Source organism: Streptomyces cucumeris (genome assembly GCF_024295805.1).
GTDB lineage: Bacteria > Actinomycetota > Actinomycetes > Streptomycetales > Streptomycetaceae > Streptomyces > Streptomyces cucumeris.
Genome location: NZ_JANCLX010000003.1, coordinates 135,853 through 152,607, shown reverse-complemented (window position 1 = coordinate 152,607; position 16,755 = coordinate 135,853). Strand labels below are relative to the sequence as shown.

Sequence of the window (16,755 nt, the reverse complement as noted above, 5' to 3'; positions counted from 1 at the left end):
AGGACGCCGGGCCGGGCCACTCGCGTCCGCCCCTCGGCCTCAGCCGAGCGCGGCGGCGAACATGCCCGCCTCGTAGGAACCTCCCCGCTGGTGCACGGTCACGGCGAGCCGGTTGGCCGCGTTGATCAGCGCGACCAGACAGATCAGCGCGGCGGTCTGGTCGTCGTCGTAGTGCTCGCGCACCCGGTCCCAGGTCTCGTCCGAGACACCGGAGTGGGTGTCGGCGAGCCGGGTGCCCTCCTCGGCGAACGCCAGCGCGGCCCGCTCGGCGTCGGTGAACACGGTGGACTCCCGCCAGGCGGCCACCAGATGGAGCCGTACCGCGGTCTCACCGGCGGCCGCCGCCTCCTTGGTGTGCATATCGATGCACCAGCCGCAGCCGTTGATCTGGCTGGCGCGCAAGGACACCAGCTCCTGGGTGGACGCGGGCAGCGATGACTGGTGGAGCACCATGCCGGCGTTGGCGAACCGCTTCATGAACTTGTCGGCGAACGCGTTGTCGAACAGGTTGAATCGGGCGTCCATGGCCTCGTCCTCACATGTGGTGGTGCGGTGGATGAACACGAGACGCCGGTGCGCCGCCCGGTGTGACGCCCGGCCGGTGTGACGTGTACCACCGGCCGCGGATGTCACACGGCGGTGGCGAGCGGCGTCTTGTGCGCGTGACGGCATCGGGAGCGGACAGGCGGGAGTACGCGGTGGAGAGCCAGGACAGCGAGTACGGCGCGGGCGCGGAGGACACGGCCGGGCGGCACCCCGGTGACGGACGCACCGACCCCGCAACCGAGGCGTTCGTCGCCCACCGCAATCTGCTCTTCACCGTCGCCTACGAGATGCTCGGCTCGGCCGCCGACGCGGAGGACGTCCTCCAGGAGACCTGGTTGCGGTGGGCGGGTGTCGACCTCGGCACGGTGCGGGACCAGCGCGCGTACCTGGTCCGGATCACCACCCGCCAGGCGCTGACCAGACTGCGTACGCTCGGCCGCCGTAAGGAGTCCTACGTCGGCCCCTGGCTGCCCGAGCCGTTGCTGACCACCCCGGACGTGGCCGAGGACGTCGAGCTGGCCGACAGCGTCTCGATGGCGATGCTGCTGGTGCTGGAGACGCTCACGCCGACCGAGCGGGCGGTGTTCGTCCTGCGCGAGGTGTTCGACCTCGGGTACGAGGAGATCGCCGAAGCCGTCGACAAGACCCCCGCCGCGGTCCGCCAGATCGCCCACCGCGCCCGCTCCCACGTCGCGGCCCGCCGCCCGCGCGGGCCCGTCTCCCGCGGAGAGGCGAAGGACGCGCTCGACGCGTTCCAGCGGGCCGCCGAAACCGGCGACATCCAGGGCCTGCTCGACATCCTCGCCCCGGACGTCGTCTTCCTCGGCGACGGCGGCGGAATCAAGAAGGCCATCCCGCGCCCCGTCGTCGGAGCCGACAAGGTGGCCCGCCTCCTCGCCGCCGGATTCACCCGGATCTCCGCCGAGGGCTCACTGCGACCGGCCCAGGTCAACGGCTACCCGGCCCTGATCCTCCACCTCGACGGCGCGCTCGACACCGTCCTCGCGGTACGCGTCGACGACGGCCTCATCACCGGCTTCTACGCCGTACGCAACCCCGAGAAACTCTCCCATATGCGCCACGTAACCCCCCTCCGCCGCTGATCTTCACCGCCCGGTCCTCCGGACAGGTCGTGCTTCCCGGAGTGCGGGTGTGTGCGCCGGGGGTGCGCCGGGGGCCGGGTGGAGGAGCGGGGGACGGGGGTGGTGCCGGGCGCTGGGGCAACGGGGTGATGTCCGGTCGGAACGCTTGTCACGCGATCAGTCGGCTGCGTCACTTGGGGAGCACGCAGACGCCGGGGCCGCTTCCTCCTCCGAGGCCCCGGCAGGTGCGCCGGCTCAGCCGTCGGCCGGCACCCCCGCGGCGAGGGCGGCGAGTTCTTCCGGGGTGCGCGGTCCGGGCTCGGTGTCGGTCAGCATCCCCCGCGCCCGCAGCAGTCCGGCGGTGGCCACCCCCCATGGCAGGCGCAGCCCCGCCTGCCGGAGCAGATCGGTGCGGGACAGCGCGGTGGCCGCGGGGCCGGTGTACGCACCGGACGGGGTGAGCAGTGCCGCGTCATCGGCCCAGCGCAGTGCGAGGTCCACATCGTGGGTGGCCATGACCACGGTGGTGCCGCTCTCGCGCAGCCCGCCGAGGGTGGTGAGCAGCCGCTCCTGCCCGTCCGGGTCGAGCCCGGCGGTCGGTTCGTCGAGGATCAGGACGCGCGGGCGCATCGCCACGGCACCGGCGATCGCGGTCCGCTTGCGCTGGCCGTACGACAGCAGATGGGTCGGGCGGTCGGCCAGGGCCGCGATGTCCAGGGCGGTGAGCGCCTCGGCGACCCGCGCCCGGACCTCCGGATGCGGCAGGCCCAGGTTCAGCGGGCCGAACGACACGTCCTGTTCGACGGAGGCGGCGAAGAGCTGGTCGTCCGGGTCCTGCACCACCAGCTGCACCGTGGTCCGCAGCCGGGTCAGCCCCTTGCGGTCGTAGGCGGCCGGTACACCCTCGACCGTCAACTGCCCGGAGTGCGGCTTCAGTCCACCGCTGAGCAGCCGCATCAGCGTGGTCTTGCCGCTGCCGTTGCGGCCCAGCAGCGCCAGCGCACGGCCCTCGCGCACCTCGAAGTCGAGCCCGTCCAGCACGGCCGGGCCGTCCTCGTAGGCGAAGGACGCGCCCCGCAGGGCGACCAGGGGTACCGGCTCGCTCATGACAGCGGACCTTCCAGTACGAGGGTGAGGGTGATCAGTGCGGCCAGCAGCGCGGCGCTCGCCGTGGTGAAGCGGGCGGAGACCCGGGCCTTGGGCACCAGGACGCGCAGGGTGCCGTCGTAACCGCGCCCGGCCAGCCCGTTCTGCAGCCGTGCCGCCCGGTCGAAGGCCCGGACGAACGCCGTGGCGCCGAGCCCGGCGAGCGAGCGCCAGGCGGCGGCCCGGGTGGTGTGTCCCAGCCGGGCCGCCTGCGCCTGCCGCACGCTGCGCACGGAGTCCAGGAGCAGGAAGCTCATCCGGTACGTCACGAGGGCGACGTCCACCACCGGCGCGGGCACTCCGGCCTTCACCAGCCGCGGCAGCAGATCGGACATGGGGGTGGTGAACGCGAACAGCAGCACCCCGAGGGACGCGGCGGAGGTGCGCAGCAGCAGCTCTCCCGCGCGCTGCGGTCCCCCTTCGGCGAGGCCCACGAAGCCGTCGCCGCCGACCCGCACCAGCAGGGTGGCCGCCCCGGTCACACAGAAGCCCAGCGGAACCCGGTAGGCGCGCCACAGCCGCCGCCCCGGCACACCCGCCGGGCCGAGCATTACGGTCAGCGCGGTCATCATCACCAGCGCCGCGCCGGGCCACGGCGGCAACGAGATCGCGAGTACGGTCAGGCCGAGTCCGAGCACGGCCTTGTCCACGGGGTGACGGCGGCGCCAGCGACTGCTGTGCGCCGCCTCGTCGATCGGCAGCACGGGGGCTCAGACGCTCTCGTCGTCCGGCTCCCGGGCGGCCACGGAGGCGCCCTCGGCCTCCTGCCGCTCCTGCGCCCGCTGCTCGCCCTGGCGCCGTCCCCGGCGCAGCCCGAAGTAGTAGGCGAGGACGCCGGCGCCCAGGGCCGCCTGGAGGGCGAACAGGGCCGACTCGATCTCCCCGGACGGCGGTTCGTAGAGCGGTGAGAACCACGGCTCGTAGTCGGGCTTCAGCTCGGTGATCGCGGTCTCCGCCTCGGAGTCGGAGCCCGTGAAGGGCTCCTTCTTGTGGTCGCCGAGCCCCAGGGCCAGCGGCACGATCGCGAGCGCCGCCACCGCGAGCAGCAGCAGGGCGTTGATCTTCGTGTTACGGCTCATCGGGCCACCGCCTCGGTCGTCTCGGTCCGCTTCCGCTCATCGGCAGGGAACACGCCCAGCCGGGTCAGCTCACCCTTGCTGGACTGCGCCAGCAGTCGCATCACGAGCACCGTGAGGAATCCCTCACTGACCGCGAGCGGGATCTGGGTGACGGCGAAGATGGAGCCGAACTTGCCCAGCGCGCCCAGGAACCCGCTGCTCGGGTCCGGGAAGGCGAGGGCGAGCTGCACGCTGGTGACGCAGTAGGTGGACAGATCGGCCACGAACGCGGCGAAGAACACGGCGACCATCAGCGGTACCCCGGTCCGCCGCAGCAGCCGGTACACCGCGTAACCGGCCCATGGCCCGACGATCGCCATCGAGAAGACGTTGGCGCCGAGCGTGGTCAGGCCGCCGTGTGCGAGCAGCAGCGCCTGGAAGAGCAGGGTGATCGTGCCCAGTACCGCCATGATCGGCGGGCGGAACAGGATGGCGCCCAGACCGGTGCCGGTCGGATGGGAACAGCTTCCGGTCACCGAGGGCAGTTTGAGGGCCGACAGGACGAAGGTGAAGGCTCCGGAGGCGCCGAGGAGCAGGGTGCTCTCCGGATGCTCCTTGACCTCACGGGTGAGGGACCTCACTCCGTGGACGACGAAAGGCGCGGACGCGACGCCCCAGGCGATCGCGTGCGCCGGAGGCAGAAAACCCTCGGCTATGTGCATGGCTCAGCAGACCCTCTCCAGCACCTCGTGGATGGACGACGTGCCTCGGCCGGTCTCCTGGCTGACGGGTACCACCGCCCGTGCTCCGCCTTCCCGGGTCCGAGGACCCAGTGGCTGCCCGTGAGGGCCGGAGCCGGACTTCCCGATCACAGTGGCGAGGGCCGCACCGGCATCACACCGATTTCCCGTTCACCAAGGCGTGGTGACAGTAATGCCCGGATCGGGGTGGTGACAAGCGCGCTCGGGGGCGCGCGGTCGCACGCCGGTCGCGCGGTACGGCCGGGTTCGGGTGGGTTCGGAACCACCCGCTCCGCTCGTCCTCACGCCTGTGGGACCGCTCGTCCTCAGGCCCGTAGATAGGCCAGCACGGCGAGCACCCGGCGGTGGGTGTCCTCGCCCGGCGGGAGGTCCAGCTTGGTGAGGATGCCGCTGATGTGCTTGCCCACGGCCGCGTCGGACACCACCAGCGCACGGGCGATCGCGGCGTTGGACCGGCCCTCCGCGATCAGGGCGAGGACTTCCCGTTCGCGCGGGGTCAGCCGCTCCAGCGGATCGCGGCGCCTGCGCAGCAGTTGGCGCACCACCTCGGGGTCGACCACGGTGCCGCCGTCGGCGACCGCGCCCAGGGCGTCCATGAACTCCTCGACCTGCCCCACCCGGTCCTTGAGCAGATAGCCGACGCCGGTGCCGTCACCGGAGTCCAGCAGGTCCGAGGCGTACGCCCGCTGCACGTACTGACTGAGCACCAGGACGGGCAGGGCGGGCCGCCGCTCGCGCAGCCGCACCGCCGCGTGCAGTCCCTCGTCCTGGAACCCCGGCGGCATCCGCACATCGGTCACCACGATGTCCGGCGCGTGCTCCTCGACGGCGGCCAGCAGCGCCGGGGCGTCACCGACGGCCGCGACCACCATATGGCCGCACCGGCCGAGCAGCTCTATGAGCCCTTCCCGCAGCAGCACACCGTCCTCGGCGAGCACGACGCGCAGAGGCCGGCCGGAGGATCGCTGTCGGTCGGTTCGCAAGGAAACTCCACACACACCAGGGTCGGTCCGCCCGGCGGGCTGGACAGGGAGAGTCTGCCATCGAGCACCGACACCCGGTCCGCGAGTCCGGTCAGCCCGCTGCCCGCCCCCGGGTCGGCGCCACCCCTGCCGTCGTCGCGCACCCGCAGGACCAGCCGTCCGTCGCGGTGCCCGCCGCTCACCTCCGCCCGGCTCGCCCCGCTGTGCCTGGCCGTGTTGACGAGGGCCTCGCGGACCACGAAGTACGCGGCCGCCTCCACCGCCCGCGGCAGCCGTCCCGGCAGGTCCAGGTCCACGTCCACGGGGACCGGGGAGCGGTCCGCGGCATCGGCCACCGCCGCCCCGAGGCCGAAGTCCGTGAGCACCTGCGGATGGATGCCGTGGATCAGCTCGCGCAGCTCCGCCAGTACCGCGCCCGCCTCCTGATGGGCCTTGGCGAGCTGGTCGGCGAGGGGGCCCGGCGGGGTGTCGAGACGGGCCAGACCGAGCGTCATCGTCAGCGCCACCAGCCGTTGCTGCGCACCGTCGTGCAGATCACGCTCGATACGGCGCCGTTCGGCCTCGAACGCGTTCACCAACCGGACCCGGGAGCGGGTCAGTTCGACGACCCGCGCGCCGAGCGCCGCCTCGCGCGGGGCGACCAGCAGCCGCGTCAGCGCGGCCCTGGCACCGGCCGCGGCCCCCAGGAGATAGCCGCCCAGGGCCATGAGGACCAGACCGAGGACGGCGACCGCGCACGCCGTCGGCCAGGTGGTGACGGTCCACAGCTTCACCACCTTCGCCTCCTGGCCGCCCCCGACGGTGGCCATCAGCAGCGGTGTCGCCACCACGGACAGCGGGAGCAGCAGCGCGCCCATGACCACGAGGGCGTCGACCGGCCACAGCAGGACGGCGAACAGCAGCACGTAGCCCAGCTCCCGCCGGGTGGCCTGCTCCCGCAGACGGGTCGTCAGCCAGGCCCGCAGACCGTGCGCACCGGGGGTGAGATGCGGGTCGGGGGCCGGTTCCCGGTCGATCAGCCGCAGCCGGTACCGCTCCATCCGGCCCACCGGGAGTCCGGCGAGGGCGGCGAGGACCAGCAGCGGCAGCCCCACGAGCACGAGGGCGAGCACACCGCCCAGCGCCACCAGCGCCGTGACGCCCACGAGCGTGACGGCACCGGCCAGCGCGCCGGTGAGCAGATAGCCGGCCGCGCGCCACGGCCAGGAGGACAGCAGGAAGCCCCGTGCGGACATGGCCCGCCACACGTTCCGGGGGGCCACGGAGGTCACCGGGTGCATGGGCGTCACCGTAGAAGGCCCGCTGGGACCACCGCCATCTCCCCAGGGGGAGTGCGGAGGGTGGGGCAGGCCCTACCCCCACTCTCGATCCCGCCGTACTGCGGTGGACGGCTCCCGCGCGGTTTCGTTGAGCCGCCGGTGGAACGAGGGACAGGGAGGCGGCATCCGATGACGCTGTGGGGCACGGGCCGACGCGGACGGCAGACGGACGAGCGGGTACGGACGGACGGACAGGAAGGGGCCGACGCCGTCCAGCTGCGTTCGGTCAGCAGACACCACCGGTCGGGCCCGGAGGAGGTGCGGGCGCTGGACCAGGTCTCCCTCACCTTCCACCGCGGCACCTTCACCGCCGTCATGGGCCCCTCCGGCTCGGGCAAGTCGACGCTGCTGCAGTGCGCCGCCGGGCTGGACCGCCCCACCTCGGGCACGGTCACGGTATGCGGGACGGAGCTGACGGGGCTCGGCGAGACCCGGCTGACCCTGCTGCGCCGCGCTCACATCGGGTTCGTCTTCCAGGCGTTCAACCTGCTGCCGTCGCTGACCGCGGAGCAGAACGTGGGACTGCCGCTGCGGCTCGCCGGGCGCCGCCCCTCCCCGGCCCGCGTGCGCGAGGCGCTCCGTCAGGTCGGTCTCGCGGACCGGGCGCGGCACCGTCCGGCGGAGCTCTCCGGCGGCCAGCAGCAACGGGTCGCCCTGGCCCGTGCCCTGATCACCCGTCCCGATGTGCTCTTCGGCGACGAGCCCACCGGTGCGCTGGACTCGCGGACCGGCCGTGAGGTGCTCGGCCTGCTGCGCGCCACGGTCGACGGGGACGGCCGGACGGTCGTCATGGTCACGCACGACCCGGTGGCAGCCGCGTTCGCCGACCGGGTGGTGTTCCTGGCCGACGGACGGGTGAGCGGTGAACTGACCGGGGCGCGGGCCGAGGACATCGCCGCCCGGATGACCCGTCTGGAGGCCGCCCCGTGCTGAGCGTCGCCTTCCACACCGTGCGCACCCGCTGGACCACCTTCGCCGGCAGTTTCATCGCACTCGCCCTGGGGGTCGCGCTGGTCGCCGTGATGGGCCTGGCCCTGGCCTCGTCGCTGGACCCGCCCACCCGCGGACCCGAGCGGTTCGCCGCCGCACCGGTCGTGGTGCGCGGCGCGGACACCCTCCGCGTCCCCACGGCCGCCGGGGAGCGGGTCCATCCGCTCACCCAGCCGCGCCCCGTACCCGCCGCCACCGTGGCGGAACTGCGCGGGCTGGGCACCGTCGTGGAGGACCGGTCGTTCGGGGTACGGGCCCGGGGCGCGCCCGGTGACCTGGTGGGCCACCCCTGGTCCACGGCCCCCTTCGGCCGGTACGCGATCGAGGCCGGGCGTGCGCCCCGCACCGGCGACGAGGTCGTCGTCAGCGGCGGGTGGGCCCGGCCCGGTGAACGGGTGCGCACCGACCGCGGCACCGTCCGCGTCGTCGGCACCGTCACCGGTGGCGGGTTCGGACACGCCGTCTTCTTCACCGACCGGCGCGCCGCCGCACTGTCCCCGCGCAGTGTGCAGCTCGTGGTGCGCGCCGAGGCCGCCGCCGTGCGCGCGGCGGTACGCGGCAGCGAGGGCGTCCGGGTGCTGACGGGGGACGCGCGCCGGGCGGCCGACCCCCGCCCGGACCGCGACAAGGAGGCGCTGACGGCGATGAACGCCCTGTTCGGCACGGCCGGTGGCGTCACAGCCTTCGTGTCCGCCTTCGTGGTGGCGTCCACCTTCGCGTTCGGGGTCGCCCAGCGGCGCCGGGAGTTCGGACTGCTGCGCTCGGCCGGGGCGACGCCGGGACAGCTCCGCCGGATGGTGCTGACCGAGGCCCTGCTGATCGGGGCGCTCGCCTCGGCCACCGGCTGCGCGCTCGGCGCGTACGGCGCTCCGCTGCTGGCCGACTGGACGGCCGACCGCGGACTGGCGCCGGACTGGTTCACCATCGGCCACCACATCTGGCCGTACCACCTGGCCTTCTGGACCGGCCTCCTGGTCGCGCTGTGCGGTGTGGTGGCCGCGTCCTGGCGGGCGGGGCGCACCGGCCCCACCGAAGCGCTGCGCGAGGCGTCCGTGGACACCGCGACGCTGACCCGGGGCCGACTGCTGGCCGGACTCGGTCTGCTGGTGACGGCCGCCGTGACCCTGGGAATCGCGCTGTCCGGCGACCCGGGGGAGCTGTTGCACCGGAAGAGCCATGTGAGCCGGCCGATGCTGCTGATCACCGCGGTCGCCCTGCTCACCCCCGCCGTGGTGCGTCCGCTGACCCGGCTGCTCGGCTGGCTCCCCGCCCGACTGCCGGGCGCCGGAGGGACGCTGGTGCGGGAGAACGCCGCCGCCGGTGTCCGGCGCACCGCCGCCGTCGCGGCGCCGGTGCTGGTCACGGTCGCCCTCGCCGGTTCGCTGCTCGGCGCCACCGGCACGCTGAACGCGGCCGGGGCCGCGGAGGCGCGCGCCCGGACCGCGGCCGACCTCGTGGTGGTCCCGGCGGCGCACGGCGGGAGTCTCGACGCGGCGACCGTGCGCGGGCTGCGGGCGGTGCCCGGTGCGCAGGTGTCCGCGACCTCCGCCGGCGCGGTGCACGTCCTGGAGGACGGGGTGGCCCTCGTCGCCTCCGAGGCCCGCGCCGCCGAACCGGGACCCCTCGCCCGGACCACCCGGCTGCCGGTCGTGGCGGGCCAGGTGAGTGACCTCGACGACGACTCGATCATCGTCAACGAGGAGTGGCAGCGGCATACCGTCGGACAGCGGGTGCGGGTGTGGCTCGGCGACGGCAGTGAACGGACCCTGCGGATCGCCGCGGTGATGGCCACCGGCACCGGTGACAACGGGGTCTACCTCACACCGCGCAACGCCCCGGGCGCGGCCGTCGACCGCGTCGACATCACCGTCGGGGACGGGGCCGATGCGCACGCCGTGGCCGCCGGGGTGCGCGCGGCGCTGCACGGGGCGAGCGGCCAGGTGCTCACCCGGGACCAGTGGCTGGACTCCACCCGGCCGGGGACGGATGAGAAGACCAGGACCGGCTTTCTGCTGGTCCTCGGCATCGCCCTGCTCTACACCGCCATCTCCCTGGTCAACACCATGGTCATGGCCACCTCCGACCGGATACCCGACCTGGTGGCACTGCGCCGTGCCGGGGCCACCAGGGGACAGGCGCTGCGGCTGGTGGGTGCCGAGGCGGTGATGGTGGTCGCGGTCGGCGGGGTACTGGGGCTCCTGGTCGCCGGGCTCAATCTGACCGGGCTCTGGGCCGCCCTGCGCCTGCTGTCGGTGCCGGCCGTGCCCGTGCTCCCGTGGACGGCCATCGGCGGGGCGGTCGGGGCCTGCGCGGTGCTCGCCGTGGCCGCGTCCGTCGTCCCCGCCGCACTGGCCCTGCGCCGCTCCGCACCGGGCGCGGCCGGAACGCCCCGGTGAGCCGGTTTCATTCCCCGGTGGGCAGCCAGATCCCGTGCAGGCCGAGGGGGACCCGGACCGGAATGCGCACCCGTGCCACCGGGCCTCCGGCCGGATCCTCGGAGGGGATGACGAGGAGCCAACTGGTGCCGTCGGTACGGTCGGTGGCGAAGGTGAGCCAGTGGCCGAGCCGGTCGTCGCTCGAGCCCGGGGCGGGCGCGAAGGCGGGTTCGCCGACGGAGAGGTCGCCCGCGTCCCAGCCCAGCGTCATCAGCCCGCTCTCGTCCACGTCGTACCAGCGCAGGGCGTCGTACTCACCGGGGAGCAGACCGGCGGTCCGCCCGCTGCCCGCGGCCACCGCGATGCGCCGGTGCGGGCGCCCGATGGAGCGGTCGTCGATCCGGGGCAGTTCGACCCGTGTGTCGTCGAGCTGGACCCGCCGGACCGCACCGGCCACCGGATCGATGTCCGCACGGGTCAGACCGTGGTGCGCGGTCCCGCCGGTCACGGCGCTGCCGAGGGTGAGGGCGGGCCACTGGACGTAGTCGAGGACGACGTTCCCCTCGGCGGTGTCATGGGCGTTGACGGTGTGCCAGAGCCAGAACGCCTCGTCCTCCGCCCAGCGGACCGGGCCGCCGTCCCGGGGGATCAGTGCGAAGCGGGTGCCGCGCTCGGGCCGCCAGGCCAGGAACGATCCGCCGCTCATGGCCGCGGCCAGGTCGAAGAAGGCCGGGGCGAGAACCAGGACCAGATAGCGGCCGGTGAGCGCTATGTCATGGATCATCGACGGCTCCGTCACCCCCGCCACGGGGGTGGGGCCGCCGCTCACCGCGCCGTCCGGGCCGATGACCGACCACGTCAGAAAAGGGGGTTCGAGGGCGTAGGTGAAGACCACCATCTCACCGCTGGCCGGATCGATCGTGGGATGGGCGGTGATCCCGGCGGGCAGCAGACCGCCGAACGTCTCCTTGTCGAGGGTCTCCAGCCCGGGGCCCACACGGAACGGGCAGTCGGACTCCGCGAGGGCCAGCAGCCGTCCCGCATGCTCGATGACGTTGATGTCCGGCAGTGGCTTGAAGGTGCCGGCCAGCGCCTCCCCGACCTCCTCGGGGCCCGGGGTGATCATGGACTCCAGACCGCCCCACAGGGCCCGTCCCGCCGCCTCCTCGGCGCGCATGGCCGGGGTGCGGACGAAGCGGTTGCGGTAGCGGGCGCGTCCCTGTGACATCCAGACGCCGTGGAGCATGCCGTCGCCGTCGATCGGATAGAGGTAGGAGCCGATCGGGGTGAACCGCGGGTTGGGGCCGTTGCGCAGATAGACCCCGTCCAGCTCCTCCGGCAGTTCACCGGTGATCTCCAGGTCCACCGCGTCGACCTCCTCGGTGACCGGGGCGAACCGTCCATTGAGATGCGCCACCCGGGACGGGTCGAAGCCCGCGGCATATGCGGTCATGGGGTCCTCCTGCGTCCGGAGCGCCGTCACCACGGTCCAGTCAAATGCCATAGCGGGAGGAACGCCAACGAAGGGGGACGAACCCCTGTGGGGGACCGGTGAAGGTTCGGCCACCATCCTGGGTATCCTCGATCGTTGCCTGTCGGCAACGTCCGACGGTATGCGGTGCATACGGGGTGGGAAGGCGGGACCGTCATGGTGGCGTCGCAGGCGGAGACAGCCGATGTGATGTCAGTGGCCCGGGCCGGCGCGGCGGCATGGGAGCGGGGGGAGCCTTCGGTCCTCCTGGTCGAGGACGACCCGGGTGACGCGCTGCTGGTGGAGGAACTGGTCGCCGACAGCGCCCTGAAGATGCGGCTGCGCTGGGTCCGCTCGATGACCGAGGTCACCGCGGCGCTCGCGGCCGAGATGCCGGACTGTGTGCTCCTCGATCTGAACCTGCCGGACGCCCAGGGACTCGAGGCCGTCTCCCTGGTCCTCGCCCACACCGACCAGGTGGCCGTCGTGGTGCTCACCGGGCTCGCCGAGGAGCAGACCGGGCTGGCGGCGGTCGCCGCCGGCGCACAGGACTACCTGGTCAAGGGCCGGGTCGAACCCGAGCTCTTCGGCAGGGCGGTGCGCTACGCGATCCAGCGCAAACAGGCCGAGCAGGCGGCGGTGGCCCTCCAGGCCAGCCTGATGCAGGCACAGGAGAACGCCCGGCTGGAGCGCGGCCTCCTGCCCCGTCCGCTGCTGCGGGCCGAGGGCGTGGAGGTCGTGGCCCGCTACCGGCCCGGACGGGCGCAGGCCCTGCTCGGCGGTGACTTCTACGATGTCGTCCAGAGCGCCGACGGCACGGTGCACGCCCTGGTCGGAGATGTCTCGGGGCACGGCCCCGACGAGGCGGCCCTGGGCGTGGCCCTGCGGATCGCCTGGCGCACCCTGGTCCTCAGCGGGGTCACCGGCGCCGAGCAGGTGGCCCGGCTGGAGGAACTCCTGGTCGCCGAGCGCGTCCGCGACGAGGTGTTCGCCACCCTCGTCAGCCTGGCCGCGGCCCCGGGCGAACAGCGGGCCCATATCGTGCGGGCGGGCCACCCCGGTCTGCTCCACCGGACCGGCGGGGCCGTGGAGTGGGTGGAGGTGCCCGGCGGGCCCGCGCTGGGCATGGTCCCCGGCGGTGCGCACTGGCCGACCGCGGAGCTCCCGATTCCGGCGGGCGCGTCGATCGTGCTGTTCACCGACGGGCTCTTCGAAGGCCATGTGAGCCGTGGTCCCCAGCGTCTGGGCGAGGAGGGCCTGCTGGCCATGGCCCGGGAGGCGGCCGGGCTCCCGGCCGAGACGTTCGTGGACCGGCTGATCAAGAGGGCCGAGGGGCTGGCCGAGGCCCGCGGCGGACTGGCCGACGACGTCGCCGTCGTCCATCTGAGCTGGAACCGCGCGGCCGGTGTGAGTGGTGTGGGGAGCGGACGGTGACGGACGGGAAGGGCCGGGCGGGGATCGGGCGCCGGCTGACGGTACAGAGCTGGTTCTACCTGGTGCTGGCGCTGATGACACTGGTGGTGGTCGTCGGCACGGTGATCGGCGCGAATCTGCTGGACCGGACCGCCGAGGTGACCGATCGCCTCCTCCAGCGCGTCCAGCCCGCCCAGACCGAGGCGTACCGGCTCCAGGCCGCCCTGGTGAACCAGGAGACGGGTATCCGCGGCTACGCGATCGCCGCCGACCGCCAGTTCCTCGCCCCCTACACCCAGGGCGAACGGGACCAGGCGAACGCGGCCGCCCGGCTGCGCACGCTCATCGGTGACCAGCCCGAACTGCTCGCGGACCTGCGGGCCGTCGAGCGGCAGGCGGCCGACTGGCGGCGCGACTACGCCGAACCCCTGACCGCCTCCGTGACCCCCGGCGAGCCGAAGCCGGTCGACCGGCGGACGGCCGAGCGGGGCAAGAAGGCGTTCGACCGGCTGCGCACCGCGTGGTCCGAGCAGAACACCGGCCTGGCGGAGACGCTCCGGGAGGGCAAGGCCCGCCTCGACCACGAGCGCACGGTGCGCAACACGATGCTGGCGGGCATGGTGGCGGCCTTCCTGATCACCGGCGTGGCGCTCACCGTCCTGGTGCGGCTGCTGGTGGCCCGCCCGCTGGGGGAGCTGCGCACGGCGTCCCGGCGGGTGGCGGGCGGTGACTTCGGCCATGTGATCGAGGTCGCGGGACCGGCCGACCTGACCGCGGTGGCCGATGACGTCGAAGGTATGCGCCGGCGGATCGTGGCCGAACTCGCCGCCTCCCGCGACCAGCAGGAGGAGCTGACCCGGCAGGCCGCCCACCTGGACGACCAGGCCGTGGAACTGCGCCGGTCCAACGTCGAACTGGAACAGTTCGCCTATGTCGCCTCCCATGACCTCCAGGAGCCGCTGCGCAAGGTGGCGTCCTTCTGCCAGCTCCTGGAACGGCGGTACGGCGACAAGCTGGACGACCGGGGGCGGCAGTACGTCGACTTCGCCGTCGACGGGGCGAAGCGTATGCAGGTGCTCATCAACGACCTGCTGACCTTCTCCCGCGTCGGACGGGTCAACGACAGCCGGACGCCCATCGCCCTCCACCAGCCGCTGGACAAGGCCCTCACCAACCTGGGGGCGGCCGTGGAGGAGTCCGGCGCCCGGGTGGACCGGCCGGACCGGCTGCCCGAGGTCATCGGGGACCCGACCCTGCTGACCATGCTCTGGCAGAACCTGGTGGGCAACGCCCTGAAGTTCCGTGACCCCGAGCGCCCCGTACAGGTCTCGATCACCTGCGAAACCGATCCGGACAACCCGGACAGCCTGCTGCTGGGCGTCACCGACAACGGCATCGGCATCCCCGGACAGTTCGCCGAGAAGGTCTTCCTCATCTTCCAGCGCCTGCACAGCCGGGAGGCCTACGGGGGCACCGGTATCGGTCTGGCTCTGTGCAAGAAGATCGTGGAGCAGCACGGCGGGCGGATCTGGATCGACACCGCCCACACCGGCGGCACCCGCTTCCGCTTCGTCCTCCCCACCTCCCGCGCCGGGAGCCCCGACGGGTCCGGCGCCCCCACCGAGACAGAGGCCCTGACATGACCACCCCTGCCGCCAGCCCCATCGTCGTGCTCCTCGTCGAGGACGACCCCGGGGACGAGCTGATGACCCGGGAGGCGTTCGAGGACAACAAGATCGGCAACACCCTCCTGGTGGTCAGGGACGGCGAGGAGGCACTGGACTTCCTCTACCGGCGCGGCGACCACCCCGACGCACCACGGCCCGATCTGATCCTGCTCGATCTGAACCTGCCCAAGTACGACGGCCGTCAGGTCCTGGAGAAGATCAAGTCCGATCCGGAGCTGGCCCATATCCCCGTCGTCGTCCTCACCACCTCCGCGGCCGAGGAGGACATCCTGCGCAGCTACAAGCTCCACGCCAACGCCTATGTCACCAAGCCGGTGGACCTGGACCAGTTCATCGCCGCGGTCCGTCAGATCGACGACTTCTTCGTCCAGGTCGTCCGGCTGCCGGGGCAGGTCAGGTAGCCGTCCCCGCCCCGTCCGTCAGGGGCTCAGATCCGCCCATGCCGCGGCGAGCCGGTCCACCAGTGCGGTCAGCCGCTCCTCCGGCAGGGTGAGCGGAATCCTGATGTGACTGTCGTGCGCCCCACTGGGGTCGGTCACCGCTCCGGGGACGACCTCGACCCCGTGCCGCAGTGCCACCTGGGCGTACACCTGGGCGTCGGTGTCATGGGGCAGCCTCGCCCACAGCGCGGAACCGCCGGGCTGTCTGCTCCACCGCCAGGCGGGCAGCCTCGCGGTGAGGAGCCCCTCCAGGTGGTCCAGACGGCGGCGCAGGGTCAGGGCCCGGCGGGCCTTGAGCTCATCGAGCCGCGGCAGCAGCCGGGCCGCGAGGGCCTGGTCGACCACCGGACTGCCCAGGTCCGCCAGTGCCTTCAGCCGGGCCAGCCGCCCGATCACCTCGGCCGGGCCGCGGACCCAGCCGATCCGCAGCCCGCCCCAGACCGCCTTCGCCAGTGAGCCCACGGTGAGCACCTCGGCGCCCTGGCGCACCCCGCGGCCCGGGCCCGCCGCCGCGAACGCCGCGATGGGCGCGGGCTCCCGAGCCCCCTCGTCGATACCGATGTCATAGGCGAGGTCCTCGACGAGCGGTACGCCGTGGTGGGCACAGAGTTCGGCCACCCGGCGGCGGCGCCCCGCGGACATCAGCACCCCGGTCGGGTTGTGGTACGTGGGCGTCACGTACACCAGCTCGGGACGGTGCCGGGAAAGCGCTTCCGCGAGTCCGTCGACCCGGATCCCGTCCTGGTCCAGCGGCACCCCGTGCGGTACGGCACCGGCGGCGCGGAACACATCGAGACACCCCGGCCAGCTCGGGCACTCCACCACCACCGCCGAGCCCCGGCGCAGATACAACTGGGCCACCAGACCCAGCGCCTGGGTCGCCCCCGTGGTCACCAGCACCTGCTCGGGGGCGGTGGCCAGCCCGGCGGTGGCGAAGTGGTCCGCCAGCGCATGGCGCAGACCCGGCAGTCCACCGGGGTGGTACCCGGTGTCCGCCATCAGCCCGGCCAGATCGGTGCGCAGTACGTCCTGCAGCGCCTCGCGCACCTCCGCCACCGCCGGTTCGGCCGCCATGGCCAGCGAGATGGTGTCCTCCCGGCGGTCCACCATCCGCTGGATCAGCGCGGTCGCCCGGCCGCCGGAGACCCGTCCGTCGGTCCCCGCCGGGCGGGGGACCGGGCGCGGGGTCACCCGGGTGCCGCTGCCGCGGCGGCTCTCCACCGCGCCGAGCGCCCGCAGTTCGTCGTAGGCCGCCACCACGGTGGCCCGGCTGACACCGAGGGCCTTGGCCAGTCCCCGTTCGGAGGGCAGCCGGCCGCCGGCGCCCAGGTCTCCCGCGCGCACGGCGCGGTGCAGCGCCCGCGCCAGTTTGGTGTACAGCGGTCCGGGACCGGCCATCCAGTCGTCGAGCAGGAGCAGCAGCTCCGGTGGATGGGCCGCCCGGTCCGTGCCGAGGTCCGTCATCCGGTCCACTTCCCCCTTC

15 protein-coding genes and 1 riboswitch are annotated in these 16,755 nt (G+C 73.4%); of the genes, 6 read left to right on the top strand and 9 right to left on the bottom strand.

Going from position 1 to position 16,755, the window contains the following annotated elements:
- Positions 1 to 39 precede the first annotated feature (39 nt).
- Positions 40 to 525: a carboxymuconolactone decarboxylase family protein gene (locus NMK44_RS05970; RefSeq protein ID WP_254739019.1), complete on the bottom strand. Its 486-nt coding sequence runs from the start codon at positions 523 to 525 to the stop codon at positions 40 to 42.
- Positions 526 to 698: 173 nt separating this feature from the next.
- Between NMK44_RS05970 and NMK44_RS05965 the strand changes: the two genes are divergently transcribed.
- A complete protein-coding gene (locus NMK44_RS05965) occupies positions 699 to 1,649 on the top strand; it encodes an RNA polymerase sigma-70 factor (RefSeq protein ID WP_254739017.1) in 951 nt (316 codons plus the stop codon).
- 234 nt (positions 1,650 to 1,883) lie between these two features.
- Here the strand turns inward: NMK44_RS05965 and NMK44_RS05960 are convergent, their stop codons facing one another.
- The 6 genes from NMK44_RS05960 to NMK44_RS05935 form a co-directional block, all read right to left on the bottom strand.
- On the bottom strand, positions 1,884 to 2,735 hold the full coding sequence (locus tag NMK44_RS05960) for an energy-coupling factor ABC transporter ATP-binding protein (protein ID WP_254739015.1): 852 nt from the start codon (positions 2,733 to 2,735) through the stop codon (positions 1,884 to 1,886).
- Positions 2,732 to 3,478, bottom strand: a complete 747-nt coding sequence (gene cbiQ, locus NMK44_RS05955) for a cobalt ECF transporter T component CbiQ (protein ID WP_254739013.1) — start codon at positions 3,476 to 3,478, stop codon at positions 2,732 to 2,734. The genes NMK44_RS05960 and cbiQ overlap by 4 nt, the downstream gene beginning before the upstream one ends.
- Positions 3,479 to 3,484: 6 nt before the next feature.
- On the bottom strand, positions 3,485 to 3,853 hold the full coding sequence (locus NMK44_RS05950; RefSeq protein ID WP_254739011.1) for an energy-coupling factor ABC transporter substrate-binding protein: 369 nt from the start codon (positions 3,851 to 3,853) through the stop codon (positions 3,485 to 3,487).
- The gene (locus tag NMK44_RS05945) at positions 3,850 to 4,554 is read right to left on the bottom strand and encodes an energy-coupling factor ABC transporter permease (RefSeq protein ID WP_254739009.1); all 705 of its coding nucleotides are present in this window, start codon (positions 4,552 to 4,554) and stop codon (positions 3,850 to 3,852) included. The genes NMK44_RS05950 and NMK44_RS05945 overlap by 4 nt, the downstream gene beginning before the upstream one ends.
- 30 nt (positions 4,555 to 4,584) lie before the next feature.
- Positions 4,585 to 4,766, bottom strand: a riboswitch (cobalamin riboswitch).
- A 132-nt stretch (positions 4,767 to 4,898) separates the two neighbouring features.
- Complete coding sequence (locus NMK44_RS05940) at positions 4,899 to 5,531, bottom strand: response regulator (protein ID WP_254739007.1); 633 nt, start codon at positions 5,529 to 5,531, stop codon at positions 4,899 to 4,901.
- Complete coding sequence (locus NMK44_RS05935) at positions 5,489 to 6,811, bottom strand: sensor histidine kinase (RefSeq protein ID WP_254739459.1); 1,323 nt, start codon at positions 6,809 to 6,811, stop codon at positions 5,489 to 5,491. The genes NMK44_RS05940 and NMK44_RS05935 overlap by 43 nt, the downstream gene beginning before the upstream one ends.
- Before the next feature lie 213 nt (positions 6,812 to 7,024).
- Between NMK44_RS05935 and NMK44_RS05930 the strand changes: the two genes are divergently transcribed.
- Together NMK44_RS05930 and NMK44_RS05925 are read left to right on the top strand one after the other, a co-directional pair.
- Entirely contained in the window at positions 7,025 to 7,828 is an 804-nt protein-coding gene (locus NMK44_RS05930) for an ABC transporter ATP-binding protein (RefSeq protein WP_254739005.1), read from the top strand.
- Positions 7,822 to 10,281 carry an FtsX-like permease family protein gene (locus NMK44_RS05925; RefSeq protein WP_254739003.1) on the top strand — a complete coding sequence of 820 codons (2,460 nt, stop codon included), beginning with the start codon at positions 7,822 to 7,824 and terminating at the stop codon, positions 10,279 to 10,281. Before NMK44_RS05930 ends, NMK44_RS05925 begins: the two co-directional genes overlap by 7 nt.
- A gap of 7 nt (positions 10,282 to 10,288) precedes the next feature.
- Here the strand turns inward: NMK44_RS05925 and NMK44_RS05920 are convergent, their stop codons facing one another.
- Entirely contained in the window at positions 10,289 to 11,713 is a 1,425-nt protein-coding gene (locus NMK44_RS05920) for a carotenoid oxygenase family protein (protein WP_254739001.1), read from the bottom strand.
- Between the two features lie 228 nt (positions 11,714 to 11,941).
- Between NMK44_RS05920 and NMK44_RS05915 the strand changes: the two genes are divergently transcribed.
- The 3 genes from NMK44_RS05915 (at position 11,942) to NMK44_RS05905 (ending at position 15,233) form a co-directional block, all read left to right on the top strand.
- The gene (locus tag NMK44_RS05915) at positions 11,942 to 13,165 is read left to right on the top strand and encodes a PP2C family protein-serine/threonine phosphatase (RefSeq protein ID WP_254739457.1); all 1,224 of its coding nucleotides are present in this window, start codon (positions 11,942 to 11,944) and stop codon (positions 13,163 to 13,165) included.
- A 74-nt stretch (positions 13,166 to 13,239) separates the two neighbouring features.
- Positions 13,240 to 14,787, top strand: a complete 1,548-nt coding sequence (locus tag NMK44_RS05910) for a sensor histidine kinase (RefSeq protein ID WP_254739455.1) — start codon at positions 13,240 to 13,242, stop codon at positions 14,785 to 14,787.
- Positions 14,784 to 15,233 carry a response regulator gene (locus tag NMK44_RS05905; RefSeq protein ID WP_254738999.1) on the top strand — a complete coding sequence of 150 codons (450 nt, stop codon included), beginning with the start codon at positions 14,784 to 14,786 and terminating at the stop codon, positions 15,231 to 15,233. The genes NMK44_RS05910 and NMK44_RS05905 overlap by 4 nt, the downstream gene beginning before the upstream one ends.
- Positions 15,234 to 15,251: 18 nt before the next feature.
- Here the strand turns inward: NMK44_RS05905 and NMK44_RS05900 are convergent, their stop codons facing one another.
- Positions 15,252 to 16,736, bottom strand: a complete 1,485-nt coding sequence (locus NMK44_RS05900) for an aminotransferase-like domain-containing protein (RefSeq protein ID WP_254739453.1) — start codon at positions 16,734 to 16,736, stop codon at positions 15,252 to 15,254.
- Positions 16,737 to 16,755 lie beyond the last annotated feature (19 nt).

What these genes read in the sequence shown, in the direction of transcription:
- NMK44_RS05970 (WP_254739019.1), bottom strand. Translation starts at nt 525, where the DNA reads ATGGACGCCCGATTCAACCTGTTCGACAACGCGTTCGCCGACAAGTTC.
- NMK44_RS05960 (WP_254739015.1), bottom strand. Translation starts at nt 2,735, where the DNA reads ATGAGCGAGCCGGTACCCCTGGTCGCCCTGCGGGGCGCGTCCTTCGCC.
- NMK44_RS05950 (WP_254739011.1), bottom strand. Translation starts at nt 3,853, where the DNA reads ATGAGCCGTAACACGAAGATCAACGCCCTGCTGCTGCTCGCGGTGGCG.
- NMK44_RS05945 (WP_254739009.1), bottom strand. Translation starts at nt 4,554, where the DNA reads ATGCACATAGCCGAGGGTTTTCTGCCTCCGGCGCACGCGATCGCCTGG.
- NMK44_RS05935 (WP_254739459.1), bottom strand. Translation starts at nt 6,811, where the DNA reads ATGTCCGCACGGGGCTTCCTGCTGTCCTCCTGGCCGTGGCGCGCGGCC.
- NMK44_RS05930 (WP_254739005.1), top strand. Translation starts at nt 7,025, where the DNA reads ATGACGCTGTGGGGCACGGGCCGACGCGGACGGCAGACGGACGAGCGG.
- NMK44_RS05920 (WP_254739001.1), bottom strand. Translation starts at nt 11,713, where the DNA reads ATGACCGCATATGCCGCGGGCTTCGACCCGTCCCGGGTGGCGCATCTC.
- NMK44_RS05915 (WP_254739457.1), top strand. Translation starts at nt 11,942, where the DNA reads ATGTCAGTGGCCCGGGCCGGCGCGGCGGCATGGGAGCGGGGGGAGCCT.
- NMK44_RS05910 (WP_254739455.1), top strand. Translation starts at nt 13,240, where the DNA reads ATGACACTGGTGGTGGTCGTCGGCACGGTGATCGGCGCGAATCTGCTG.
- NMK44_RS05905 (WP_254738999.1), top strand. Translation starts at nt 14,784, where the DNA reads ATGACCACCCCTGCCGCCAGCCCCATCGTCGTGCTCCTCGTCGAGGAC.
- NMK44_RS05900 (WP_254739453.1), bottom strand. Translation starts at nt 16,736, where the DNA reads ATGACGGACCTCGGCACGGACCGGGCGGCCCATCCACCGGAGCTGCTG.